At 36.6% G+C, this 22,721-nt stretch carries 19 protein-coding genes; 13 read left to right on the forward strand and 6 right to left on the reverse strand.

Going from position 1 to position 22,721, the window contains the following annotated elements; all coding sequences use genetic code 11:
- The first annotated feature begins 20 nt into the window (after positions 1–20).
- From KIP84_RS06655 to KIP84_RS06680, 6 genes are all read left to right on the forward strand, one after another.
- The gene (locus KIP84_RS06655) at positions 21–4,529 is read left to right on the forward strand and encodes a translocation/assembly module TamB domain-containing protein (protein ID WP_213689557.1); all 4,509 of its coding nucleotides are present in this window, start codon (positions 21–23) and stop codon (positions 4,527–4,529) included.
- Between the two features lie 271 nt (positions 4,530–4,800).
- The gene (locus tag KIP84_RS06660; RefSeq protein ID WP_213689558.1) at positions 4,801–6,036 is read left to right on the forward strand and encodes a lactonase family protein; all 1,236 of its coding nucleotides are present in this window, start codon (positions 4,801–4,803) and stop codon (positions 6,034–6,036) included.
- Positions 6,037–6,171: 135 nt separating this feature from the next.
- Positions 6,172–6,534 carry a hypothetical protein gene (locus tag KIP84_RS06665; protein WP_081410476.1) on the forward strand — a complete coding sequence of 121 codons (363 nt, stop codon included), beginning with the start codon at positions 6,172–6,174 and terminating at the stop codon, positions 6,532–6,534.
- A gap of 253 nt (positions 6,535–6,787) precedes the next feature.
- Positions 6,788–9,427, forward strand: a complete 2,640-nt coding sequence (locus KIP84_RS06670) for a bifunctional aconitate hydratase 2/2-methylisocitrate dehydratase (protein ID WP_005068571.1) — start codon at positions 6,788–6,790, stop codon at positions 9,425–9,427.
- A gap of 122 nt (positions 9,428–9,549) precedes the next feature.
- Positions 9,550–10,956: a hypothetical protein gene (locus tag KIP84_RS06675; protein ID WP_213689559.1), complete on the forward strand. Its 1,407-nt coding sequence runs from the start codon at positions 9,550–9,552 to the stop codon at positions 10,954–10,956.
- Between the two features lie 36 nt (positions 10,957–10,992).
- A complete protein-coding gene (locus KIP84_RS06680) occupies positions 10,993–11,214 on the forward strand; it encodes a hypothetical protein (protein ID WP_151282965.1) in 222 nt (73 codons plus the stop codon).
- Positions 11,215–11,297: 83 nt separating this feature from the next.
- Here the strand turns inward: KIP84_RS06680 and KIP84_RS06685 are convergent, their stop codons facing one another.
- Positions 11,298–12,755, reverse strand: a complete 1,458-nt coding sequence (locus KIP84_RS06685; protein WP_174725819.1) for a DASS family sodium-coupled anion symporter — start codon at positions 12,753–12,755, stop codon at positions 11,298–11,300.
- A gap of 661 nt (positions 12,756–13,416) precedes the next feature.
- Between KIP84_RS06685 and KIP84_RS06690 the strand changes: the two genes are divergently transcribed.
- Positions 13,417–13,851, forward strand: a complete 435-nt coding sequence (locus tag KIP84_RS06690; protein WP_068562726.1) for a hypothetical protein — start codon at positions 13,417–13,419, stop codon at positions 13,849–13,851.
- Positions 13,852–13,970: 119 nt separating this feature from the next.
- Positions 13,971–14,954, forward strand: coding sequence for an ion transporter (locus tag KIP84_RS06695; protein ID WP_068562727.1), 984 nt, complete (start codon positions 13,971–13,973; stop codon positions 14,952–14,954).
- A gap of 26 nt (positions 14,955–14,980) precedes the next feature.
- On the opposite strand, the gene KIP84_RS06700 is transcribed toward KIP84_RS06695, so the two are convergent.
- Complete coding sequence (locus KIP84_RS06700) at positions 14,981–16,180, reverse strand: MFS transporter (RefSeq protein WP_213689560.1); 1,200 nt, start codon at positions 16,178–16,180, stop codon at positions 14,981–14,983.
- A 224-nt stretch (positions 16,181–16,404) separates the two neighbouring features.
- Here KIP84_RS06700 and KIP84_RS06705 point away from each other — a divergent pair, with 224 nt between their 5' ends.
- The 3 genes from KIP84_RS06705 (at position 16,405) to KIP84_RS06715 (ending at position 18,992) form a co-directional block, all read left to right on the forward strand.
- Positions 16,405–16,833, forward strand: a complete 429-nt coding sequence (locus KIP84_RS06705) for a hypothetical protein (protein ID WP_017398490.1) — start codon at positions 16,405–16,407, stop codon at positions 16,831–16,833.
- A gap of 153 nt (positions 16,834–16,986) precedes the next feature.
- Complete coding sequence (locus KIP84_RS06710) at positions 16,987–17,784, forward strand: DUF4198 domain-containing protein (RefSeq protein ID WP_213689561.1); 798 nt, start codon at positions 16,987–16,989, stop codon at positions 17,782–17,784.
- 287 nt (positions 17,785–18,071) lie between these two features.
- A complete protein-coding gene (locus KIP84_RS06715; protein WP_002122195.1) occupies positions 18,072–18,992 on the forward strand; it encodes a LysR family transcriptional regulator in 921 nt (306 codons plus the stop codon).
- 59 nt (positions 18,993–19,051) lie between these two features.
- On the opposite strand, the gene KIP84_RS06720 is transcribed toward KIP84_RS06715, so the two are convergent.
- Positions 19,052–19,504 carry a DUF441 domain-containing protein gene (locus tag KIP84_RS06720; RefSeq protein ID WP_002122149.1) on the reverse strand — a complete coding sequence of 151 codons (453 nt, stop codon included), beginning with the start codon at positions 19,502–19,504 and terminating at the stop codon, positions 19,052–19,054.
- A 250-nt stretch (positions 19,505–19,754) separates the two neighbouring features.
- Between KIP84_RS06720 and KIP84_RS06725 the strand changes: the two genes are divergently transcribed.
- Both KIP84_RS06725 and KIP84_RS06730 read left to right on the forward strand, forming a co-directional pair.
- Entirely contained in the window at positions 19,755–19,973 is a 219-nt protein-coding gene (locus KIP84_RS06725) for a hypothetical protein (RefSeq protein ID WP_213689562.1), read from the forward strand.
- A gap of 102 nt (positions 19,974–20,075) precedes the next feature.
- A complete protein-coding gene (locus KIP84_RS06730; RefSeq protein WP_032035478.1) occupies positions 20,076–20,780 on the forward strand; it encodes a 16S rRNA pseudouridine(516) synthase in 705 nt (234 codons plus the stop codon).
- On the opposite strand, the gene KIP84_RS06735 is transcribed toward KIP84_RS06730, so the two are convergent.
- The 3 genes from KIP84_RS06735 to KIP84_RS06745 all read right to left on the reverse strand — a co-directional run bounded on the left by KIP84_RS06735 (position 20,773) and on the right by KIP84_RS06745 (position 22,642).
- Positions 20,773–21,216, reverse strand: coding sequence for a GNAT family N-acetyltransferase (locus KIP84_RS06735; RefSeq protein WP_213689563.1), 444 nt, complete (start codon positions 21,214–21,216; stop codon positions 20,773–20,775). The two genes, KIP84_RS06730 and KIP84_RS06735, sit on opposite strands and share 8 nt — an antisense overlap.
- 98 nt (positions 21,217–21,314) lie before the next feature.
- Positions 21,315–21,623 carry a type II toxin-antitoxin system RelB/DinJ family antitoxin gene (locus tag KIP84_RS06740; protein ID WP_005068595.1) on the reverse strand — a complete coding sequence of 103 codons (309 nt, stop codon included), beginning with the start codon at positions 21,621–21,623 and terminating at the stop codon, positions 21,315–21,317.
- Positions 21,624–21,733: 110 nt separating this feature from the next.
- Entirely contained in the window at positions 21,734–22,642 is a 909-nt protein-coding gene (locus KIP84_RS06745) for a pseudouridine synthase (RefSeq protein ID WP_213689564.1), read from the reverse strand.
- Between the last annotated feature and the right edge of the window lie 79 nt (positions 22,643–22,721).

Genomic DNA, 22,721 nt, shown 5'->3' on the forward strand with positions numbered 1-22,721 from the left:
AATTTTATTAGGTTTATTTTATGGCGGAAGTAGAACAGCAGCCCACTTCGGCACCAAGCTCTCCTAAGAAGAAGCGTCGCATTTTGCGTAGCTTCTTGCTAACGATATTGATCATATTGTTATTATTGGCTTCTTCGTTAGTCATCATGATGTCAACGGATCGCGGAAGCCGTTTTTTATTAGATCGGGTTTTAGAAGCTCAGAAAATAATTAAATATGAATATGAAGGCGGCAACTTATTGCGAGGCATTATTCTCAAAAATGTGTTGGTGCAATTAAAAGACGTTGATGTTTCATTAGATCGAGCTGATGTAGGCTTAGGATGGCGTTCTTTATTATTAGAAAAAGAAGTGCATTTAAGCCATGCAGATGTACGCAACTTACGTATTATTAATAAAACTCCGCCTTCTGGTAAACCGTTTGAATTTAAACCAATCAAATTGCCATTCGTTTTACGTATAGATGAAGGTGATGTTGACCATTTAGAAATTAAGTTAGCAACCTCGGATGTAAGTTTTCATGACGTTCATTTGCAGGATGCACTTTGGTCAGAGACCAAACTGGAATTTGAAAAATCTAGTATGGATATGGGCTATCTTTCGGTCCACAACGCAACAGGTAAAATGGATTTCAGTGGTAAATATCCATTAGATGCCACAGCAGATTTAAGAATCCCATCTTTAAAAAGTTTAAATATTCAAAATATTAAAGTTGCTGCTCGGGGAAGTTTAGATACTATAAAAGCTGGGGTTGCAACAACCACTCCCGATCTATTAACAGGTTGGGTAATATTGCATCCTGTTCGCGATGAAGTTCCAATGCAAGGTGAACTATTATTAAAAAACTATCATTTACCTTTGCTACAAGAACAAAAACTATTTGCAAAAAATGGTGTGATCAAGTTTCAAGGTGATATTAAACAGCTTAATTTGGCACTTGATACAGATTTAAAGGGTGAGAATTTACCTGAAGGTCAGTACAACGCTTTAATGAATACTGATTTAGTTCATCAGCTTAATATTACCGATTTTAATGGCCAAGTTATGAAAGGTGCCGTTAATCTTAAAGGTCTGGTGAATTGGAAAGATCATGTGACTTGGGACATCAAAGGTCGTTTAGATCGCATTAATCCTAAAGACAAAGCGATTCCTCAGGTGGTTCAAGACTTCTTACCGCCAAGTTTAGATGCTGCTATTGCTTCAACTGGTTCTTTGGAAAAAGGCACAGAAGTATTTGCTAACGTTGATTTTGACCGTTATGAGTCTTGGAAACTCAAGCTTAATCAGGCGCCTGAAAAAAATAATAAACCTCAACCAATGCTCATGAATGTGGCGTGGGCGAATATAGACCGTGCAATGCCTTATATTGGATGGTTAAGTAGTGATAATGGTCAAGTCGATTTAACATTACGTGACGGTCAACAAGATATTAAGGTTGCTACAAAAGTATATCAGCATGAAAAAACTCTATTGCCAGCAGGACAATATCTAGCCAACCTGAATGTTAAAGATAATATCTTAAATGTTCCTAATTTTAGTTTTGCTGCTGAAAAAGGTAGCTTAACAGGTCAGGCTAAAGTTTTATTACCTACTGAAAAACGTCAGCTGGCTTGGAATGCTTTATTAAATGCAAAAGATTTTAATCCGCAAAGTATTCATGCAGCAGCGCCGGTCAATCTATTAAACGGTTCGATTAAGGCAAATGGTTTCGCTAAACCAAACCAGCAAATTATTCAGTTTGAGAAAATTGATTTAACTGGTCGATTGGCTCAAGCAGGTCAAGAAACTGTAAGTTTAGGTGGAAAAAGTACAGCAGCATTATTATTTCATGATGTTAAAGCTGGTGGCGGCTTTAAAGGCTTTGCGGTTAATTATGACGGGTCTTTAAAAGCCTTAAAACAAGCAAATGGTTTGTTGAAGTTTTCTATAGCGGGCACGCCAGATTTTATTCGAATTAGCCAGTTACAACATGATGGGGTGGCTGGAAAAATCTATGCTACTGGTTCTGTCAATTTAAAAGACCGCATTGCATGGGATATTAATAGTTCATTAGTACGCTTTAAGCCTCAATATTTTGCCTCAACTGTTAAAGGTGAAATTTCAGGAAACCTGAAAACTCAAGGGGTTTGGTCTGATCACTTGAAGCGAATTAATATTCAGCAATTGAATCTTGCAGGCTTTTTAAATAATAAACCTGTTCGGGGTAAGGGTAATCTATCTCTATTGATGGATTCCAATCAAAATGGCTTTTTACCTCAGCAATTTGAAGCGAATAACTTATTTTTAGTGTATGGACAGAACCAGCTACAAGCTACTGGCAATGCACAAAATCTAAAAATTAAGCTGAATGCGCCAGCACTCTACGAGTTATATCCAGGACTGCGCGGACGAGCTTATGGTGATTTGAATGTTCAATCACAACCACGTTTAAAAGCAACAGCGAATATTGCCGTAGATAATTTTGCTTTTAATACACTTGTAAGTGTGAAGAGATTGAGTATTCAGGGTGAGCTTCCAACATCGGAAACAACACCGACTCAATTAACCGCAAAATTAAATAATCTACGTAGCGGAAATAGAGAAATCCAGTCTGCTGAAGTGAATTTGACAGGAACAAGAAAAGCACATTTATTGAAAGTACTTGGCAATAATAGTGTTTCCAAGTTCTATGTTCAGTTGGCAGGTGGATTTAATCAAAAGAATGATTGGTTAGGTCAAATCCAGAAAGGAAGTTTTGATTCACGACGAATTCGTCTGGCACAAAATCAAAATGCTCCAGTAATTTTTTCTTCGGCGAAATCTGAGCTATATGTGGGCCAACATTGCTGGCAAAGTACCAATAGTCAGCTCTGTTTTGATCAGCCTGTCCGAGTGAGTAAAGCACGAGGTAATATTTCTTTTGTAACTCAGAACATGGATTTAAGCGACTTCGCGGCATTTATGCCAGAAGGCTTAGCGATGACTGGACAATTAAATGGTTACGCTAAGGCATCGTGGATAAATGGCGGTAATCCAAAACTTGATGCGCGTTTAATTACGCGTAAAGGTGAAATCGGTTTAGCTGCTGAAGATCCACAAGATCCTGCAACGACTTTGGCTTATGATGAGTTAGGGGTAATTGCAAAAAGTGTATCAGAGGGTCTGTTATTCCGTGTTGATGTGAAAACACCAGATATTGGTACGGGCTACGCGAACGTTATTATCAACCCATTCCAGTCTTCAATGCCAATGCATGGTGAAGTGGCCTTTAATGATGTTCAATTAAAAGTCTTGAAACCATTTATTCAAGATGTTCGCTCAATGAGTGGAACGTTAGCCTTGGCTGGTAAAGTCAACGGTACATTAACTCAACCTCAGTTTACTGGTGAAATGCGTCTGAAAAATGGTGCGATTAGCATGATTTCTTTGCCAGTAAATCTAACCAATGTGCAGGTATATTCATCAATTCGTCAGGATATGGCAACAATTGATGGAGCATTTAATAGTGGGCAAGGTGTAGGCTTGCTTAAAGGTAGTTTTGAGTGGAAAGATGCGCCACGCCTTCAATTAAATCTGAAAGGTGATAATTTACTGGTCCGTCAAGCGCCATTAATTACCGCAATTGCCAACCCGAATCTGACACTTGATATGTATCCTTTTGATAAGCGGTTAAGTTTAAAAGGATCTGTAGATGTTCCTCGTGCACGTATTTCAATGCCAGAAACGACTGCTCCAATTATTAATACTTCATCAGATGTTCGCATCGTGCGCCAAGGTCAAGACCCACTTGCAATTTTACGGGCCGCTAAACCTTGGGATATTCGAGCTGACATTTCTGTTAATATTGGAAAACAAGTTATCTTCCAAGGCTTTAACAGTAATATTCCGTTAGTTGGTCGTCTCAACTTAAGCCAACGTGGCTATGAGACTGCAATGAGAGCTAACGGGGCGATTGGTGTCAGCCAAAAAGTGAAAATCGAAGCCTATGGACAAAGTCTAGACTTGAACCGAGCAATTGCCCGTTTTAATGGACCATTGGCTAACCCGACTTTAGATATCGATGCGAATAAAAATGTTCAGGGTAGTATGGTTGGGGTACGTGTTACAGGTACTGCAACATCGCCAAACATTCAGGTCTATAACGATGCAGGTTTATCTGAGCAAGAAGCATTGAATGCGCTTGTGACTGGTCGTATTAATGAAGGTTCGAGTGGCTTGAGTAATGCAGAAGGGTTTAAATCTGATGTAAACAACACCATTGCTGCTGCGGGTATTAGTATGGGCTTGGGTGGTACACGTGCTTTAACTAACCAGATTGGACGTACGTTTGGTTTGAGCGGTTTAGCTTTAGATGCACAAGGTACAGGTGATGATACGCAAGTGAGTTTAACGGGTTATATCACACCAGATCTGTTTATTCGCTATGGTGTTGGGGTGTTTACTCCTGTAAACAAACTCACTTTACGTTATCAAATGAATCGACGTTTATATTTAGAAGCAAGTCAGTCTTTAGAAAGAGCGATCGACTTATTCTACAACTGGCGCTTTTAGTTGGTTGAAACCAATAATGAATGAATTAAGAGCTCACTATCGTGGGCTTTTAATTTAATAACACCTTCGTAAGATTTAAAAAACTTGAGTATTTATCATCTAAAGTATCGCTTCTCTTAAGAGTAAAGAAGCTTTGGATAGGTATTGATTAAAGAAAATTCACTTGAAAATTGCTGTTTTATAAATTAGTTTTCAGAAACATTAAATGAAATTAGATTGATATACCTTGTTGATAAATGCAAATAAGGTGGGTTTTTTCAAGGATATAGTAGTGAATATAAATACTTATGTTGAAATTAAAAATGGCAAGGAAAACGATATCAACGTTAAATATCGTGGCCTAATTCAAAAATTAACAGCAACATTGTCATTGACGCTTTTGTCATTTGGATGGTGCTCCACCGTAAATGCTGCACAACAACAAATTGCTTTAGTAGGAACATGGACATCAATTCCTAATGCACCGCTTGCGCAAAAACCAAAACAAGCTAGTGAAGGTTTGTACCAGCTTCAAGTGAATAAGGATGGAACTTTAACTCCTGTTAAAGTGTTGAAAATGAAAAGTCCTTCTTGGATTGTGAAATCGAAAGATGGCCGTTTTGCATATACCACAAATGAAGAAAACGAAGGTGCGGTGACCGCATTATCTATTCAAAACGGAAAGGTGGAAGTGTTGAACACTGTGGATAGTCATGGTGGACATCCAACACATGCAACAATCAGTTTAGATGGTAAGTTCCTGTTTGTGTCGAACTATTCAGCGTTCGATAAAGGCCGTGGTGGTGTAGCTGTTTTGCCAATTTTATCAAATGGCCATTTGGGTGAAAAAGTACAAAATATTGTTTTTGAGGAAGGTTCTGGCCACGTCAAAGGCCGCCAAGAAAGTGGACATGCTCATTCCACAACTTTTAGTCCGGATGGTAAGTATTTATATGCTAGTGATCTTGGAAATGACAAAGTCTATGCGTTTCGTTATAACCCGAACAAGGCTCAGCCACTTGAAGCGGATACCAACCGCGATGTAACTTTTACACATGGTTCTGGCCCGCGTCATATGGTCTTTTCACCAAATGGCAAACATGCGTATGTTACCGCAGAAATGCGAAGTGAAATTGTGACATTTAACGTGCAAGATGGTCATTTGAAAAAAGTGGCTGAGCTAAAACTAATCCACGAGGATAAAACACCTGAATTTAAGAGTGCGAGTGGAATTATCCTTAGCCCAAATGGTAAATATGTGATTGCTGCCAATCGAGGTGCAGACAACAAACTTTTAGTATTTAAAATCCAACAGAATGGATTGCTAGCTAAGCCAGTTGTTTATAAAGCGAATGGTATCGAACCACGTGCTTTCTCATTCGATGCAACTGGTAAATACCTATATGTAACCAATGTTTATACTAATAATATTAGTTTATTCCGTTTTGATGCAAAAAATGGCACCTTAAAACCAGCTGGCGATGCAGCAAAAATATCAACACCTACGGATATCAAATTCTTTAATTAATTCAAATCATGAAACAGGCATTTCTAATGCTTAATACAAAAGACCGAGATTTTGTTATCTCGGTTTTTTTATAGCAGTTTTGGCAAAAACGATGATTTTCCGTATGATATGGACAGCAATAATTAGTGTAGTGAAATGATGAAAAAGATTTTATTGATTGCAATGAGTTTGCTCTTTGTTGGTTGTTCGGAAAAGAAACCATTAACACCAGAAGAGCAGTGGCATGGCTTTTGTACTAGCGTAGGAAATGCTGCAAGAAGTATTGTTTTTGATCGTCAGCAAGCAATCGAAAAAACGCAGGCAGTTGAGCATGCAAATAAAATTGAAGATGAGATAACTAAAAAATTCATTCTTAATGTTATTGAAAAAGTTTATGTAATTCCAAAAGAAGAACTGACAAAAGATCCTCAAGCAATTCAAGAAAAAGTTAGAAAGCAAATGATGGATGAATGTTTGGTAACCCCTCATGACAAAATGCCAAAATATAAATCATTCTAATTGTGGTTGAGGTTATTGAATTTTCATCTGGCTGAAGCTCTTTTTGCTTAAAAATAGCTCAATTTCGCCTAATATGCTCATTATTTAAACACAGGTATTTAGATACAAAATAATGGGCATCACGGAGAAACACCCCGCGCTCATTAACTTTTACCTTGAACTCTAGTAAACTTTTGTAGTCCATATTACTTGTGAAGCTTTTAAGAAAGCTGGAATTTGCAAGTAATTTTTCAAAAAAAGAGGAATGAACACCGTGCTAGAAGCTTACCGCCAACACGTTGAAGAACGTGCCGCACTCGGAGTCCCACCGAAGCCACTTGATGACGCTCAAACAGCTCAGCTTGTTGAACTATTAAAAAATCCACCAGCAGGCGAAGAAGCGTTCTTGGTAGATTTGCTTGAAAACCGTGTTCCTGCAGGTGTTGACCAAGCAGCTTACGTAAAGGCAGCATTCTTGGCAGCGATTGCAAAAGGCGAAGCAACTTCACCACTCGTTTCTAAAGAACGTGCAGTTTACTTACTTGGTACTATGCTAGGTGGTTATAACGTAGCACCACTTGTTGAACTTCTTGACAATGCTGAACTTGCAGGTTTAGCTGCTGAAGCATTAAAGAAAACTCTTCTTGTATTTGATGCATTCCATGATGTAGCAGATAAAGCAAAAGCTGGTAATGAAGCTGCTAAAGCTGTTTTACAATCTTGGGCTGAAGCAGAATGGTTCACTAGCCGTCCTGACGTTCCAGAAGAAATCAAAATCACTGTGTTCAAAGTAACTGGTGAAACAAACACTGATGACTTGTCTCCAGCTCAAGATGCTTGGAGCCGTCCAGACATTCCATTACACGCAAATGCAATGTTGAAAAACGAGCGTGATGGTATCAACCCTGAAAAACCAGGTGAAGTTGGTCCATTAAGCCAAATTAAAGAACTTATCGCGAAAGGCAATCAAGTTGCTTACGTAGGTGACGTTGTTGGTACAGGTTCAAGCCGTAAATCTGCAACTAACTCTGTTCTTTGGTTCTTTGGTGATGAACTTCCACACATTCCAAACAAAAAAGACGGTGGTGTGTGCTTAGGTTCTAAGATTGCTCCAATTTTCTTCAATACTATGGAAGATGCAGGTGCATTACCTGTAGAAATCGACGTTGCTAACATGAACATGGGCGACGAAGTAGTATTGAAAATTGACCATGCTGCTGCAAAAGTAACTGCTTTTAAAGATGGTGTACAAATCTCTGAAGCAGATCTTAAAACTCCAGTACTTTTAGACGAAGTACGTGCTGGTGGTCGTATTAACTTGATCATTGGCCGTGGTTTAACTGCTAAAGCACGTGAAGAATTAGGTCTTGCACCTTCTACATTATTCCGTACTCCAGTACAACCTGCTGACACTGGCAAAGGTTTCACTCAAGCTCAAAAAATGGTTGGCCGCGCATGTGGTTTACCAGAAGGCCAAGGTATCCGTCCAGGAACTTACTGTGAACCTAAAATGACTACAGTTGGTTCTCAAGATACGACAGGTCCAATGACTCGTGACGAGTTAAAAGACTTAGCGTGCTTGGGCTTCTCATCTGACTTAGTGATGCAGTCTTTCTGTCACACTGCTGCGTATCCAAAACCAGTTGATGTAACAACTCACCATACATTACCTGACTTCATCATGAACCGTGGTGGTGTATCTTTACGTCCAGGTGACGGTATTATCCACTCTTGGTTAAACCGTATGTTACTTCCAGATACAGTAGGTACTGGTGGTGACTCACATACTCGTTTCCCAATCGGTATTTCATTCCCAGCGGGTTCTGGTCTTGTTGCATTCGCAGCAGCAACTGGTGTTATGCCACTTGATATGCCTGAATCTGTACTTGTTAAGTTCAAAGGTAAAATGCAACCTGGTATCACTTTACGTGACCTTGTACATGCAATTCCTTACTACGCAATTCAAGCGGGTGATTTAACTGTAGAGAAGAAAGGTAAGAAAAACATCTTCTCTGGTCGTATCCTCGAGATCGATTTATCAGAAATGGAAAATGACTTGACTGTTGAGCAAGCATTCGAACTTTCTGATGCTTCTGCTGAACGTTCAGCTGCAGGCTGTTCAATCACACTTTCTGAAGAGAAAGTTGCTGAATACCTACGTTCTAACATCACTATGTTGAAGTGGATGATCGCAGAAGGTTATGGCGATGCACGCACACTTGCTCGTCGTGCTGAAAACATGCAGAAGTGGTTAGATAACCCAAGCTTGTTAAAAGCTGATGCTGATGCTGAATACTTAAAAGTTTACGAAATCGATCTAGCTGACATCAAAGAACCAATTCTTTGCTGCCCGAACGATCCAGATGACGCGAAACTTCTTTCTGACGTTCAAGGCGACAAGATTGATGAAGTATTCATCGGTTCTTGTATGACTAACATCGGTCACTTCCGTGCAGCTGGTCAGTTACTTGACAAAGTACCTGGTGGTTCATTGTCTACTCGTTTATGGTTGGCTCCACCAACTCGTATGGACGAGCACCAATTAATGGAAGAAGGCTTGTATAACATCTATGGCCGTGCTGGTGCACGTACAGAGATGCCGGGCTGTTCATTATGTATGGGTAACCAAGCACGTGTAGCGCCGAACACAACTTGTGTATCGACTTCTACTCGTAACTTCCCGAACCGTTTAGGTCAAGGTGCAAACGTTTACTTAGCGTCTGCTGAGCTTGCATCTGTAGCTGCGGTTCTTGGTAAATTACCAAGCCCAGAAGAATATCAACAGTACGCGTCGCAAATCGACAGCGCTTCTGCTGACATCTACAAATACTTAAACTTCGACAAGATGAGCGAATATACTAAAGAAGCTGATCAAGTTGATACTAAGAAAATCCAAGCTGCTCAATTGACTTAATGAGCTAGGATCAAGAAAAGCCGAAAGGCTTTTCCCTAGCGCAAGAGCAAATCTATGATTTGCTTGAGCAAAAAGCTAGAATAAGGGCTGATTAATCAGCCCTTATTCTTTTGAGTAATTATATGTTGGTTTATGAAGATACTAAAAAGCGAATATTTAATACCGATATTTCTTCTATCTTGGATGGAGTGTTAAAGAGTAAATATAAGACTGCTTTCGTTAATTCAAATAAATTGAATGGCTCAACGAAAGAATATATATATACATTATCAGATGTTTTAAATGAAAAAAGAGTTGATATTTTATTGACTATTTTGGTTGATAAAGAAAAATTTACGCTGAAATGGAGAGTTGAATTTGATGAAAGAATAGATAAGTCAATTAATGAAATACATCTGAAAATGTTCTTATTAGAATTGATTTCAAAAATTTATACAGAAGATTGTGAGGAATCTAAAAAACAAAAAAATTATATAGTAAGAACATATTTTACATATATGTGTTCAGCACAGAATAGAGAGGGTTTTAAGGGAACATATTCTTTAAATTGTAAGTATAAAACTTATCTACATTTTTTTGATATGTCAAATAAGTATAGGTTTGGTCAATCTGAAAAAATGCTATATGTTGATGTGGTTGTAAAAGAAATTAATATAAAAAGGGCTAGATCAGTAGCATTACGACATAGTAGAGAGGTGGTGTCATATTTATCAATGTTGTTAAATTATGGGTTTAGGGAGTGGTGTACAGAGCGTCTTATAAGTACATTAAAAATAAAAAGCGAATTAGATCTTGGTAAAGAGATAGAAGTCCTATTTATGGGAAGGGAGTGGCTTGATCCTGAATTAAATTTAGTGGTTTGTAATAATATGAACGATATGTTTAGAAAAGAGGATTATGATTTAAATGATTTTGGTAATGAAGGGATTTTTGTACTCAATGATAAAAGAATATCTACTAATGAAAATTTATTTTTTTCAAATTTAGAGAATCAGAATAATGACAGGTTAGAAGAAGTATTTATTAATCGAGATAAACCGAAGATTAATCCTAGAAAATATTTATTAGAAGAAAATATAAGTTTGGAAGCACCATTTAATGAAAATGGAAACAAGATTCCTAATAAATTTGAAAATTACTTTTTAAACTGTGGGAAATATGAAGGTTTTTTAAAAAGTTGTAAGTTGTATAATACAGCATTGTCTTTGGGGGGAAGGTCACCTACTTTATTTGTTTCTTATTTAGTGTGTTCTATTGAATGTTTGGCGAATATTGAGAAAATATCATACTCTGACTTTATGAAGAGATATTTAGCTGATAATTATAATAAGAAACTATGCGATTATTATTATTCTGTAAGATCTAAGCATTTTCATGCTGGTGAGTATATATATAATGAATATGAGGTAAATCTAGAAATGCATACGGATACTGTTTTTGTTGAAATGCTCAAGGAATTTATTTTATTTCAGCAACAGCTCAGAATGTGTTTAGTTAATTGGATCGAAAGGAATTTACTTGATATATGATAGTTGCTACTAAAGTAACTATATTATCAAAAAATAATGTCTAAACAATCGCGTTTCTTATGTATTGGTGGATTTCTTAATGGTTCAGCGGTTAAAGACCAAGGGGACAGCTTTGTTTGTGTTGAAAATAACAAACACGTAACCTATTACAAAAAGGAAATTTTCCATCCAGACTCATGGGATCAAGATTACTACGTCTGCGAAACGACAACAGACCAACAAGCACGAAATTGGGTTTATGATATCAAGCCCGATTAATTAAGCAGATGTAATTTAGTACTTTTTAAAGTAAATATATAAAAAAGCCCCATCATAAGGGGCTTTTTAAAACTAAAACAATACTACCAATAACCTAACACTTTCCACCAAAGTCCGCCAATCACCACAAAGATGATGATATTAACCACGCTCATGACAAAGCCAGCTTTCCACCATTCACCAAGTGTGGTGTAGCCTGAGCCAAACACAACAGGGGAAGTGCCAGTCGCATAATGGGTTAAGGTCATCATAATGCTTGAAGCTGCTGCCATCATTAAAGCAAAGAGCATGGGCGGCGCACCAAGAGCAAGTCCTGCCGTATAAAAGGCTGCAAACATGGCGGTAATATGTGCCGTGGTACTAGCAAACATATAATGTGCATACAAATAGGCAAGCATTAACAATAAACAGGCAGGCATCCAGCTTAGCCCTAAATGACCAATACTGGTTTCTAAAACACTCGAGAACCACGTGATTAAACCGAGCTTATTTAAATAAGTCGCCATCATGACTAATGCAGCGAACCAAGTAATCGTATCCCACGCATTTTTTTGCGTAAGAATATCATCCCAAGTGAGTACACCTGTAAGTAGCAATAATCCTAGACCAATAAAGGCAGTCGTCGTTGGGTCAACAGCCCAAGCAGAGCCAAAAATCATGGCGGGAATCCCTGCCCATAGCATCAATAAAATACCGAATACACCAAGCATGATGATTTCATTTTTACTGACTGGGCCCATTTCTTTTAATTTAGTTTTAGCAAACTGAGCTGCATTAGGCGTTTCTTTGACTTCGGGTGGATACATCAAATACATAATCAAAGGCATAATGATTAGGGCAATCAAACCAGGCAATAACATGGCCAATGCCCAAGTACTCCAACTTAATGAAATTTCACTATTGGTCGCCTTTGCCACTAAATCAACGACTAATGGGTTAGGGGCAGTTGCCGTAATAAACATCGCAGAGGTAATCGGGTTGGCTTGGTAGTTAACCAATGACAGATATTTTCCCATCCGACCTTCGGTACCTTTAGCAGGATCAGAATCATAACTAGTAGAAATTGCCAGTACAATCGGATGAATTATTCCGCCACCACGAGCCGTATTACTTGGAGTTACAGGGGCGAGAATGAGTTCTGAAAGTACCATGCTATAGCCAATCCCAATGGTTTTCTTGCCCCAAACTGCTATAAATAAATAGCCTAACCTTGCACCCAATCCAGTTTTTTGCAAACCTTTAGAGATCATGATTGAAATACCAATCAACCAGATGAGTGGGTTAGCAAAGCTACTAAGGGCATCTTGAATTGCGCCGCTTGGGCTCGTGTTAGTCACGCCAGTAATAGCGACTAAAGTTATTGCAATAATGGCAATGGCACCAATTGGCATCGCTTTACCGATGATTGCGGCAATTACACCAACAAACATCGCTAACAAATGCCAAGCATCAGGATCAACACCACTTGGTACAGGAATCACGAACCAGATTAACAATGTAATAAATAAAGAAATAAGTGTAGGGAGGGCTTTAAATCCCATGTAATTTCCCCTTGTTTTCGTATGATTAAAAATTAAAGTTCTTTATGAGTAAATCGCTAAAGACATAAGTATTAAAGTTCTATTATCGATTAAATGATTCAAGAATTCAAAAAATCACAAGCAATAAGTACTAGCTTTCATTTCTATGAAAACGTCATTCTTTTAAGTTAAATATTTCTTAATTTAAACCTAAATTATTAAGTTTTGCTGAACTTTTAACTCTGAAATGGATGTCAGAATGATAAATTTTCTGTATAGATATCAGTCTAATAAATAGTACTTAGTATGGTTAATTTTAAAAAAAGCTATAAAGATATCTAAATAAATTAATATATTCTAATACTAATTTTTAGAAAATATTAAAGATCAAAAAATAAATTATATATCTAGATTAAGGTGTAACAGGTGTAAAAAATTATTAAATAAAATAACTTAGATGTAATTTTGGATAAAAATTGGTCTTTCTGAGTTGTTGATTTTATTGAAAGCGTGAAATGAGTCATGAGTTTATTTAAAAAACGTTAAATATATCATTTTAAAATTTGATATATATAAAATTGAATATAGTAGTAGTAATTAACAGGTTTTTTGTTTTAAAATAATTAAACGAACTTAAAAATAATTAAAAAAAATATGGGTATTTTATATAGGGAATTTGAGAATGCTAAAGACAATAGTTGAATTTAAATTTGATGATTATCAACTATATGAACAAAAAATACACTCCAACGAAGGAGGAATTTTAGTTCAAAAAACTGAAGACATCGCGCAATATATTTTTAGTATATTGAAAAATAGATATCATTTAAATGTTGAACTATATAGTGAAAATTGGGGATGGCAAATTGAAATTCCATTGCCTGAAATAACGATGTATCTTGGAATAAGTGTCTATGAAGAATATAGAAATGGATACGCAATTTTTATTTCACCGAATACACCTATTTTAAGAAAGTTTTTATTTCGAAAAATTGATATTACCCATCATATTATGGTGCTTCAAAATTATATAAATATTATCTTAAAATCACATCCGGGAATCTATGATGTGATGTGGTGGAAAGAAAATGAATTCCGATGTGTAGCGGCGAGCTGAAGTAGAAAAATATAAAATTTTAATTACCGAAGCGTGTTAAGGAAAACTTATTAAAGACCGTATTGGTGAATAGGCAGCGAGAGCTTACTATATCTTCAATATCAAGTGGTCAGATCAATATGCAAAATTCAGCGTTGAAGGGATTGCGTAAGTTTTTCTATAATAATCTTCATAATCATGACTATGAAACTACCGTAAGTAGATGTATTAATTATTTTTTAGTTATTTTAATTATTGGTAACGTCGCTGCTGTTTTATTGGAAACAGTAAATGATTTGTACTCAAATTATCGTATTTGGTTTGATTACTTTGAGAATGTTTCAATCGTAATTTTTAGTATTGAGTATTTATTAAGGTTGTGGAGTGTTGCAGATCGAGATACGACGCAATCCGCATGGAAAACTCGCTTGAATTGGATGAAAAGTGGAGAAGCAATTATTGATTTGATGGCAATTTTGCCAGCTTACCTGAATTTCTTTGTACGAATCGATCTTCGTATGCTTCGGATTTTACGTTTACTTCGTTTATTAAAATTAACGCGCTATTTCGTCTCACTACAAATATTGTTATGTGTGATTAAACGTGAGAAGGGATCTTTTCAAGCAGTTATCTTTATTTTAATTATCATGATTATTATGACTGCTTCTGGAATTTATGTGGTTGAAAACAAGGCTCAGCCAGAAGCTTTTAGTTCAATACCTCAATCTATGTGGTGGGCTGTGGTTACCTTAACTACAGTGGGGTATGGCGATGTCACTCCTGTAACTAGCCTAGGAAAGTTATTAGGGGCGCTTATTACTATTTTAGGTGTGGGTATTGCAGCATTGCCTGCTGGTATTTTGGCGTCTGGACTTGCAAATGAGCTTAATCAACGGAATCAGAGACTAGAGCAAGAGTTTCGTGAGCTACTTCAAGCACGAGGTATTGATATTTTACATGATGAAGTTGAAATTGAGCGGGTCCGTCAAAAAGTAGGATTGCCAAAAGAGCAAGCGCATAACCTGATTATTCAAATTATGCGTGAAAAAGTATTAGAGGAAGAAGAGTCCGTCCGAGAGAAAAAATGTTATTGCCCACACTGTGGTGGAAAGCTAACTGATTAGAAGTAATAAGTTAGCCTTTTCTTTAATTAAGCTTTTTTGCTGGCTTTTTCTACTGCAAATGCGATAAGTAAAATAACCAGACCGCCAAGGCTTAAAACAAAACCTACCCAGATTGGAGCGATCCAACCCATTTGGTGACTGAGTACCCAGCCCCCTAAAAATGCACCTAATGCATTGGCCATATTAAATGCAGAGTGGTTGAGTGAGGCAGCTAAAGTTTGGGCATCACCTGCGACATCCATTAGACGAGTCTGTAATGCTCCGCCTAACCCCATTACCGTGAGACCAATTAAAAATAAAGATGCGATGGCAGTATAGATACTACTCATTAAAAAACTAGCGACAACAAAAGCGATAGCTGAGCTAATTAATACACCCACTATAGTTTTGTTGAGATTCTTATCTGCAAGCCATCCTGCTGCTAAACCACCAATAACCATACCTATACCCCAGATAGCTAAAGCGATAGGGACGATTTGGATATTAACTTGTGTGTATTCAGTCAAAATTGGTGAGACATAGCTATAAACTGAAAACATGCCTCCAAAACCGATTGCACCCACTGCTAGTGTTAACCACATGTTGATATTTTTAAGGCCAGCTAATTCAGTTTTTATACTGGCAGTAGCTTGAACTGGGATATTGGGTACAAAGAAGCCAACAGCAATTAAAGTGACGAATGCAATAGTTGCTGAAAACTCAAAACCTGCTCTCCAACCAAAGTTTTGGCCTAACCAAGTTGCTAGAGGAACACCAATTACAGTTGCTACTGTAAGGCCCATCATCATTTGGGCAACCGCAGAAGCTCTTCTTGATGGACCCGCTAGTTCAGCTGCAACTAATGCGCCGACTCCAAAATATGCCCCGTGTGGTAGACCTGCAATGAAACGTGAGACTAAAACAGTTTCAGGTGTATGAGCTAAAGCAGTACAGGCATTCGCAACACCATAAAACAGCATTAAGCCGAGCAATAAAGTTTTTCTAGGTATCTTTGCTCCAAGAATAGCGATGATAGGAGCACCAATAACTACACCCAATGCGTAGGCACTAATAAAGTGGCCAGCTTCAGGTACTGTAATATTTAAATTATTTGCAATTTCCTGAATCAGTCCCATTGCGACGAATTCAGTGGTTCCAATACAAAAACCACCTACAGCGAGTGAGAAAATTGCTAAAAAGAGAGAGTAATGTTGAGGTGTGGAAAGAGGAGATTGCGGGGACGCCATAATAAGTTAAAGGAAGACACAAAAAGAGAAGTATAAGGGAAAAGAGAACAGAATAATAAAAAACTAAAATATTGAGGGAATGATTACATATTCAAATGAAGTAAATTTAAATTTTATATAGATTAATTCATCGAAAAACTTTTAAAAATTATATATGATTACCGCGTAATACTTTAAGCATTACAACAATTTGTATAAATATCTAAAAATAGAGATGCTAAAACGTGAGAAAATTATTTATTACCTGCCTTATGGGTATGGCCATGTTATCTATGTCTGGTTGCGCAGTATTTATGGCGGGTAATCAACCAAGTAAAAAAAATTTAAATGTTCTAAATCCAGGCAGTTCTCGTAATTATGTGATTGCCGAGTTTGGTGCGCCTGTACTTTCAGAATACCGGGATGGAACACGCGTTGAGATCTATACTTTTCAACAAGGTTATTCAAAGTGGGTGAAAGTCGGCAGAGCTTTTGGTCATGGTGTAGCAGATGTGGCTTCAATCGGCCTTTGGGAAGTATTTGGGACTCCGACAGAAGCATATTTTAATGGTAAAGAAACTTCATACGAAGTATCTTACGGACCAGATGATTTAGTAAAAAGCTATAAGCTAATTGATTTCGAGCAAACATTTCCAAAGATGAAGCAGCAATAAAATCAAATTAAATAAGGAAAGACCTTCGGGTCTTTTTTTTGTATAAAATTAAATTTATTAATGATAATAAGAATTATTTTTATTTGTGTATACTGTATCCGCTTATATTTTGTCTGAAATTTTTAACTTTGCGTATAGTAGGATTTTGTAATAATGAATAGATTTCTAATGATGTCACTTGCATTGATATCTACAACAGGCTTTGCTCACGAACCTTATGTAGCTCCTGTAGCTTATAAAACTGAACAGACTCAAGTACCCGTAATTGCTGGTTATGCGGAAGAAGCATTAAATAGTGAATATGCTTTAAAGGATGCTAAGCTTACTGTAATTACACCTAAAAATGAGCTTAAAACCGTCAATTCAGAAGCCCTGAATAAGTCTGCTACTGTTTTTGATGTAGATCTACCTGAAGAAGGCACATACATTGTTCAAACTCAGGCAAATTATCCTTTGAAATATGTATATGACCAAAAAGCATGGCATTTATTTTTTGATATGCCAGCTGATAAAGCTCCGCCGAAAGCAGAACGTGAATATTTGATTCCGACTGACCTTAAAACAAAAACAATTAAAACAGAACAAGTAACACGTGAGTGGATATTGCAGAGTTATCTTTCTAAAGGAAAAGTTTCAGATATTCAGCTTCCGAATATACCGATTAAAGTTAGTTTCTCTGTACATCCAAACCAGATTAAAACTGCTCAACCTGTTAAATTAACCATAACTGAAAAAGGACAACCTTTAGCTTATGCTGAAGTGAATTTAAGAGAAAAGGGTGCAACTAACAAGCAAGCGCAGCAGTTTAAGGCGGGAGGCAACGGTCAAGTCGAACTTACGTTTCCAAAAGTTGGAGAGTACCTAGTAGAAGTAACAGCTCCTCTAAATTTGAAATTAAAACCTAAAGATCAGAGCTATACGATTATTAGCTTAAATGTTTTAGCGCAATAGTTTTTAGTGTTTTAAAAAATAGGTCTTTATTAGGCCTATTTTTAGTTTTCATATTCTTACTCATTAAAAAAACTTCATTAAAACGTTTAATTTCACTTTAGTTTCAGAGGAAACAAAAATTCATCGCAAGTAAAAGATAATGAAATAAAATTCATGTTGAGACAAACTAAGTAATTTTATGTTAAACTGAATAAAATTCATTAATAAAGATTTGTCGAAAGTTTTATGGAAAAGCAAAGATGAGCTTTATCCATTTATAGATAAATCTGTTTTTTAGGCTTGGGCCCATGTTAGAAATACGCCACCTTAAAACTCTAGTTGCTTTACGCGAGCATGGTTCATTAGTTTCAGCAGCTAATGACCTTTGTTTAACGCCATCTGCTATTTCCCATCAATTAAAAGAATTAGATCATTGGTATGGGGTAGAAGTTGTTAATCGTCGAAGTAGACCTGTTAGTTTTTCTAATGTCGGACAGCGCTTATTAAAATTGGCTGATGATGTTTTGCCACAAATCCAGATTACACATAGTGATATCACACGTATTGTGCATGGGCAGACAGGTAGAATTATTTTTTCATCGGAATGTCATAGTTGTTTTGACTGGTTAATGCCTTTATTAAATCAGTATCGCCAGCAATATCCTGACGTCGATTTAGACTTTGCTTCGGGATTTGAAGCTAATCCACATGAACTCTTACAAAATGCGGAATTTGATTTATTGATTACAGCTGACCCAATCGCGTTAAAAGGAATTGAGTATTTTCCGATTTTTGAATATGAGTCACGGTTAGTCTTATCAAATACTCATCCTTTGGTGCGGGCTGAAAATATTACAGTTCAAGAATTGGCCGAAGAAGTTTTAATTACTTATCCAGTTGATAAGCATCGTTTAGATATTATGTCTAAACTTTTCATCCCCGCGAATATTCAGCCTAAACAAATACGGACAACTGATTTAACCCAAATGCTTATTCAACTCGTTGCAAGTGGACGAGGTATTGCTGCTTTACCTGATTGGGTAGTGAATGAGTATGAACAAAAGGGATGGGTTACTAGTCGTCGTTTAGATTGTGTTTCTCCTACAGGTTTAAGACGAACTTTATATGCGGGCTATCGAACTGAAGAAAAAGAGAAAAGTTATTTTGAAGGCTTTTTAAAGCAGTTAGAAAAGTTCTCTTTAAAGCGAAACGCTTATTATTCTGGCTAAAAAATCATTTAGCCTAAGTGTTAAAAAGGTGCTTTATTGCACCTTTTTCATGTTGATTTTTATTTGCCAATGAATAAAGAGAGTAATCCTGCCGCAATTAGAGGACCGACTGGTACACCACGGAGTAAAGCGACACCAGCAACTGTACCAATCAGTAAACCTGCAACTACGTCAGGTTGGCTCGACATTAGTTTTACGCCGCGACCACCTAGCCAGGCGACTAATAGGCCAATTGCGATAGCCATAAGCGACTTAACGCTAATAAAGGATTTTAAAATACTCTCACCACTGAGTTTCCCACTGGCAATTGGAGTGAGTACGCCAATGGTTAAAATAAGAATTCCTAAATTAAGACCATGAGCTTGAATATAAGGGAAAAACTCATTTAATGGTGTGATTTTAACGACAATCAACACACCTGCTGCAATAGTTACAGCTGCATTTTGACTTAATAAGCCGCAGACAAGCAGAACGAGTAGAACAACTAAATTAACATCAAATTGGGCAAGCATGGTGAGCGGAGGGCATTATAAATAAATGGAATTGTATAATATTTAAGAGTTGGAATGTGAAAGCTTTAAAAGATACAGCTGATTTCGGCTCTTCTTAATTAAAAATTGAGTGTATATCTCTCAATGATAAGGAGTTTTAATTTTTAGTTACGCTTGGACACAATGTTATATAAATTAACAAGTTAAAAATTATAGCGTTTAAAAATTATGATATAAAAATAGTCATTACTCATGAGTACGGGATATTTTTATGGACATTATAGATATCAAGATCAAAGATCAGTTTGATAAGATTCATGATGCAAAAGCACAACTAAAGAAAAATTTAGTGAAACATGAAAATGAATCTTTAAAACTAAGCCAACGAATTGAGCATATTATTGTTGATAATGAAATTATTTTGCCTACTACAGAATTATTATTTGAAAGCGAACAGAACGAAAATATTTATCGAGTCGTTGAAGAGTAAGGGTGCGAACTAGTTCAAGTAGATGAAAACAGTAGCGAGTAGTGTTTAGTAAAAAATGGAAACTACGTTAAAATAACAGCTTAGTTCTAATGAGAAAACTTCATGCTGCTGGAAAAAATTTTACAATCACAAGGGTTTGGTTCTCGTAAATATTGTCAGCAGTTAATAAAAAACGGATCTGTAAGTATTGATGGAGAGGTTGTAAGTGACCTTAAAAAGCAATTCTCTCCAGAAAATTTAGAATTTTCTCTTTTTGGGGAAACTTATCAATATCGAGAAAAAGTTTACCTTGCGTTAAAGAAACCGAAAGGTTTTGAATGTTCACACCAACCTCACCATCATCAAAGCGTATTTAGCCTTTTACCCGAAATTATGATTCAACGTGGTGTGCAAGCCATTGGCCGTCTAGATCAAGATACAACAGGCTTACTTCTACTTACTGATGACGGTAAATATCTTCAAGCTTTAACTCATCCCCGTAAGCATGTTCCAAAGGTTTATCATGTTACGACTATAGATCCGGTTACACCAGAGCAAATTGAAATGCTGAGCCAAGGTGTAAGCCTACATCAGGAAAAAGGTGTTTTCGCTGCAACGGATGTAGCGATATTAGAAACGCATCAATTAACCATGACGATTCATCAAGGTGTTTATCATCAAGTCAAAAGAATGATTGCAGCTGTAGGAAATAAAGTAGAAGCATTGCATCGCCATCAAGTAGGACAATTGGTTTTACCTGAACTTGAAGATGGAGAATGGGTTTATTTATCTGAACAACAAAAACAGCTCGCTCAAAATATCATTTGAGAAAACAATGGAAGGTTTGGAACTCACTATCTCGAATAAATCCCATTTGTTTATATAAACGATGAGATTCATGATTGTTACTTTGAGTTTCCAAACTAATCCGCAAAGCATTCTCTTGCTTTGCAAATAAGATTGCTGTATCGATTAGCTGTTTAGCAGAACCTTGACGACGAAAAACGGGCGTAACATAGACATCATCTAAAATATAGTAAGTGGAACAAGCAACTGAAGAAAAACCTAAATAGAGTAAAATAAAACCCGTAATTTTATCGTCTTTAATATGAATGAAGAACACACTTTCTCTATTCTCAAAACGTTGTTTTAGGAAGTGAAGGGATTCATTAAAATTAGAAGAGGCCCCATAAAATTGGCGATATTCATCAAATAAAACGGCGAGTTGCTCTAAGTCTTCAAAAGTCGCTCGTCTAACGATCATTTGGCACTCCTTGTAACTTATCATTATGTTTTTACAAAGAGAGCATAACGAAAAAAAGAGCTTTTTGACGTTAAAACTTGTTTATAAATGCAACAGTGTTAAGTTTTGTCGCTTTCACCAAGAAGTGCATTAAGTTCTTCAAATAGATCTTCATGGTCATCATCTTCAGCTATAGTTGATGAGTTTTGGTTTAATGAAGATGCTTTTGCTTTTCTCAGTTTTAATAATTGTTCCATATTAATATTCTGATTTTCAATCGCAAAAGGAATAGATTTAGTTAATACGACCTGTTTAAAAAAAAGTCGTACCGCTTGGGCAGGGGTAATTCCCAGTTGTTTAAAAACAGCAAAAGCCTGCTTTTTTTCTTGGGAATCAAGTCGAACCTGATAAACTTCTGTTTTTCGCATGAATAACAAAACCAAATGATTTTAATTTTTAGGAATTTATTTTAAACCATCGCAATGTAATTTCAATGCTTTTCGGCATAAAAAATAATCTTTTTGTCATTACGGTTACATTACAATGTCAATTCAAACTCGGAATTAAAAGACATTCCCTCTTTTGTGAGGGGGTCTATAAATGAAATATGCTTAGCCAGAAGCTGTAATGGTTCCGAGAAGTCATCTTCAGCTTTGTGCTGAACTACTGGATAAAATGGATCATTTTTAATCGGAATTTCTAAGTAATTAAGATGCACTCGAAGTTGGTGCTGTTTCCCCGTTGTAGGAGTTAAGCGATATTTTGCCCAAATCTGGTTGTGCTCGATAAGCTCAATATCAGTCTGGGTATTGGCTTTCGCATTTTCTATAACCTGCATCGTGTAAAAAGGAAGACCTTTATCTAAATGCAAATATAAGGTTTGAGGAAAATTTAAATCTTTTCTATAAGCTGCAATAGCGTGATAAATTTTATTGACTCGGCGCTCTGCAAATAATTGTTGATAAATACCACGCGACTCAACCCGCTTGCAAAATAGAACAATACCCGCGGTTTCGCGGTCTAAGCGATGAATGGGGGTTAAAAATTCATTGCCTGTTTGTTTTTTTAGCCGTACTAAAAGAGTTTCTTGAACATATTGTCCTGTCGGGCTAATTGTTAAAAAATGTGGTTTATCGACCACCAGTAAATCATCATTTTCAAATAAAATGTGATGCTCAAAAGGTACATGTGGTTCATATGCAAGAAAGCGATAATAAAAAATATGGGTGTTGCCGACATACGGACTGGTTAAAGTTAATTTATCCCCATTTGCTGCATATATAAGGCCGTCCTGAAATCTTTGTTCCCATTCTTCAGTTTTAATATGTGGAAAGTGACCACAGAGATACTCATAAATCGTTTGAGCATCTGTTTGTACAGGAAGATAGACTTGACTCGCACTTACTCCATCAATCATGGGTGGCAGGAATTCGTTTGGACTAGACATAAGAAAGTGTGAATATTTAAGAAAATTGATATAAAAAAAGCCAACTTCTAGGGCTTAAGTAGGCTTTTAAGGCAGGGCA

Source organism: Acinetobacter sp. BHS4 (assembly GCF_018454425.1).
GTDB lineage: Bacteria > Pseudomonadota > Gammaproteobacteria > Pseudomonadales > Moraxellaceae > Acinetobacter > Acinetobacter pittii.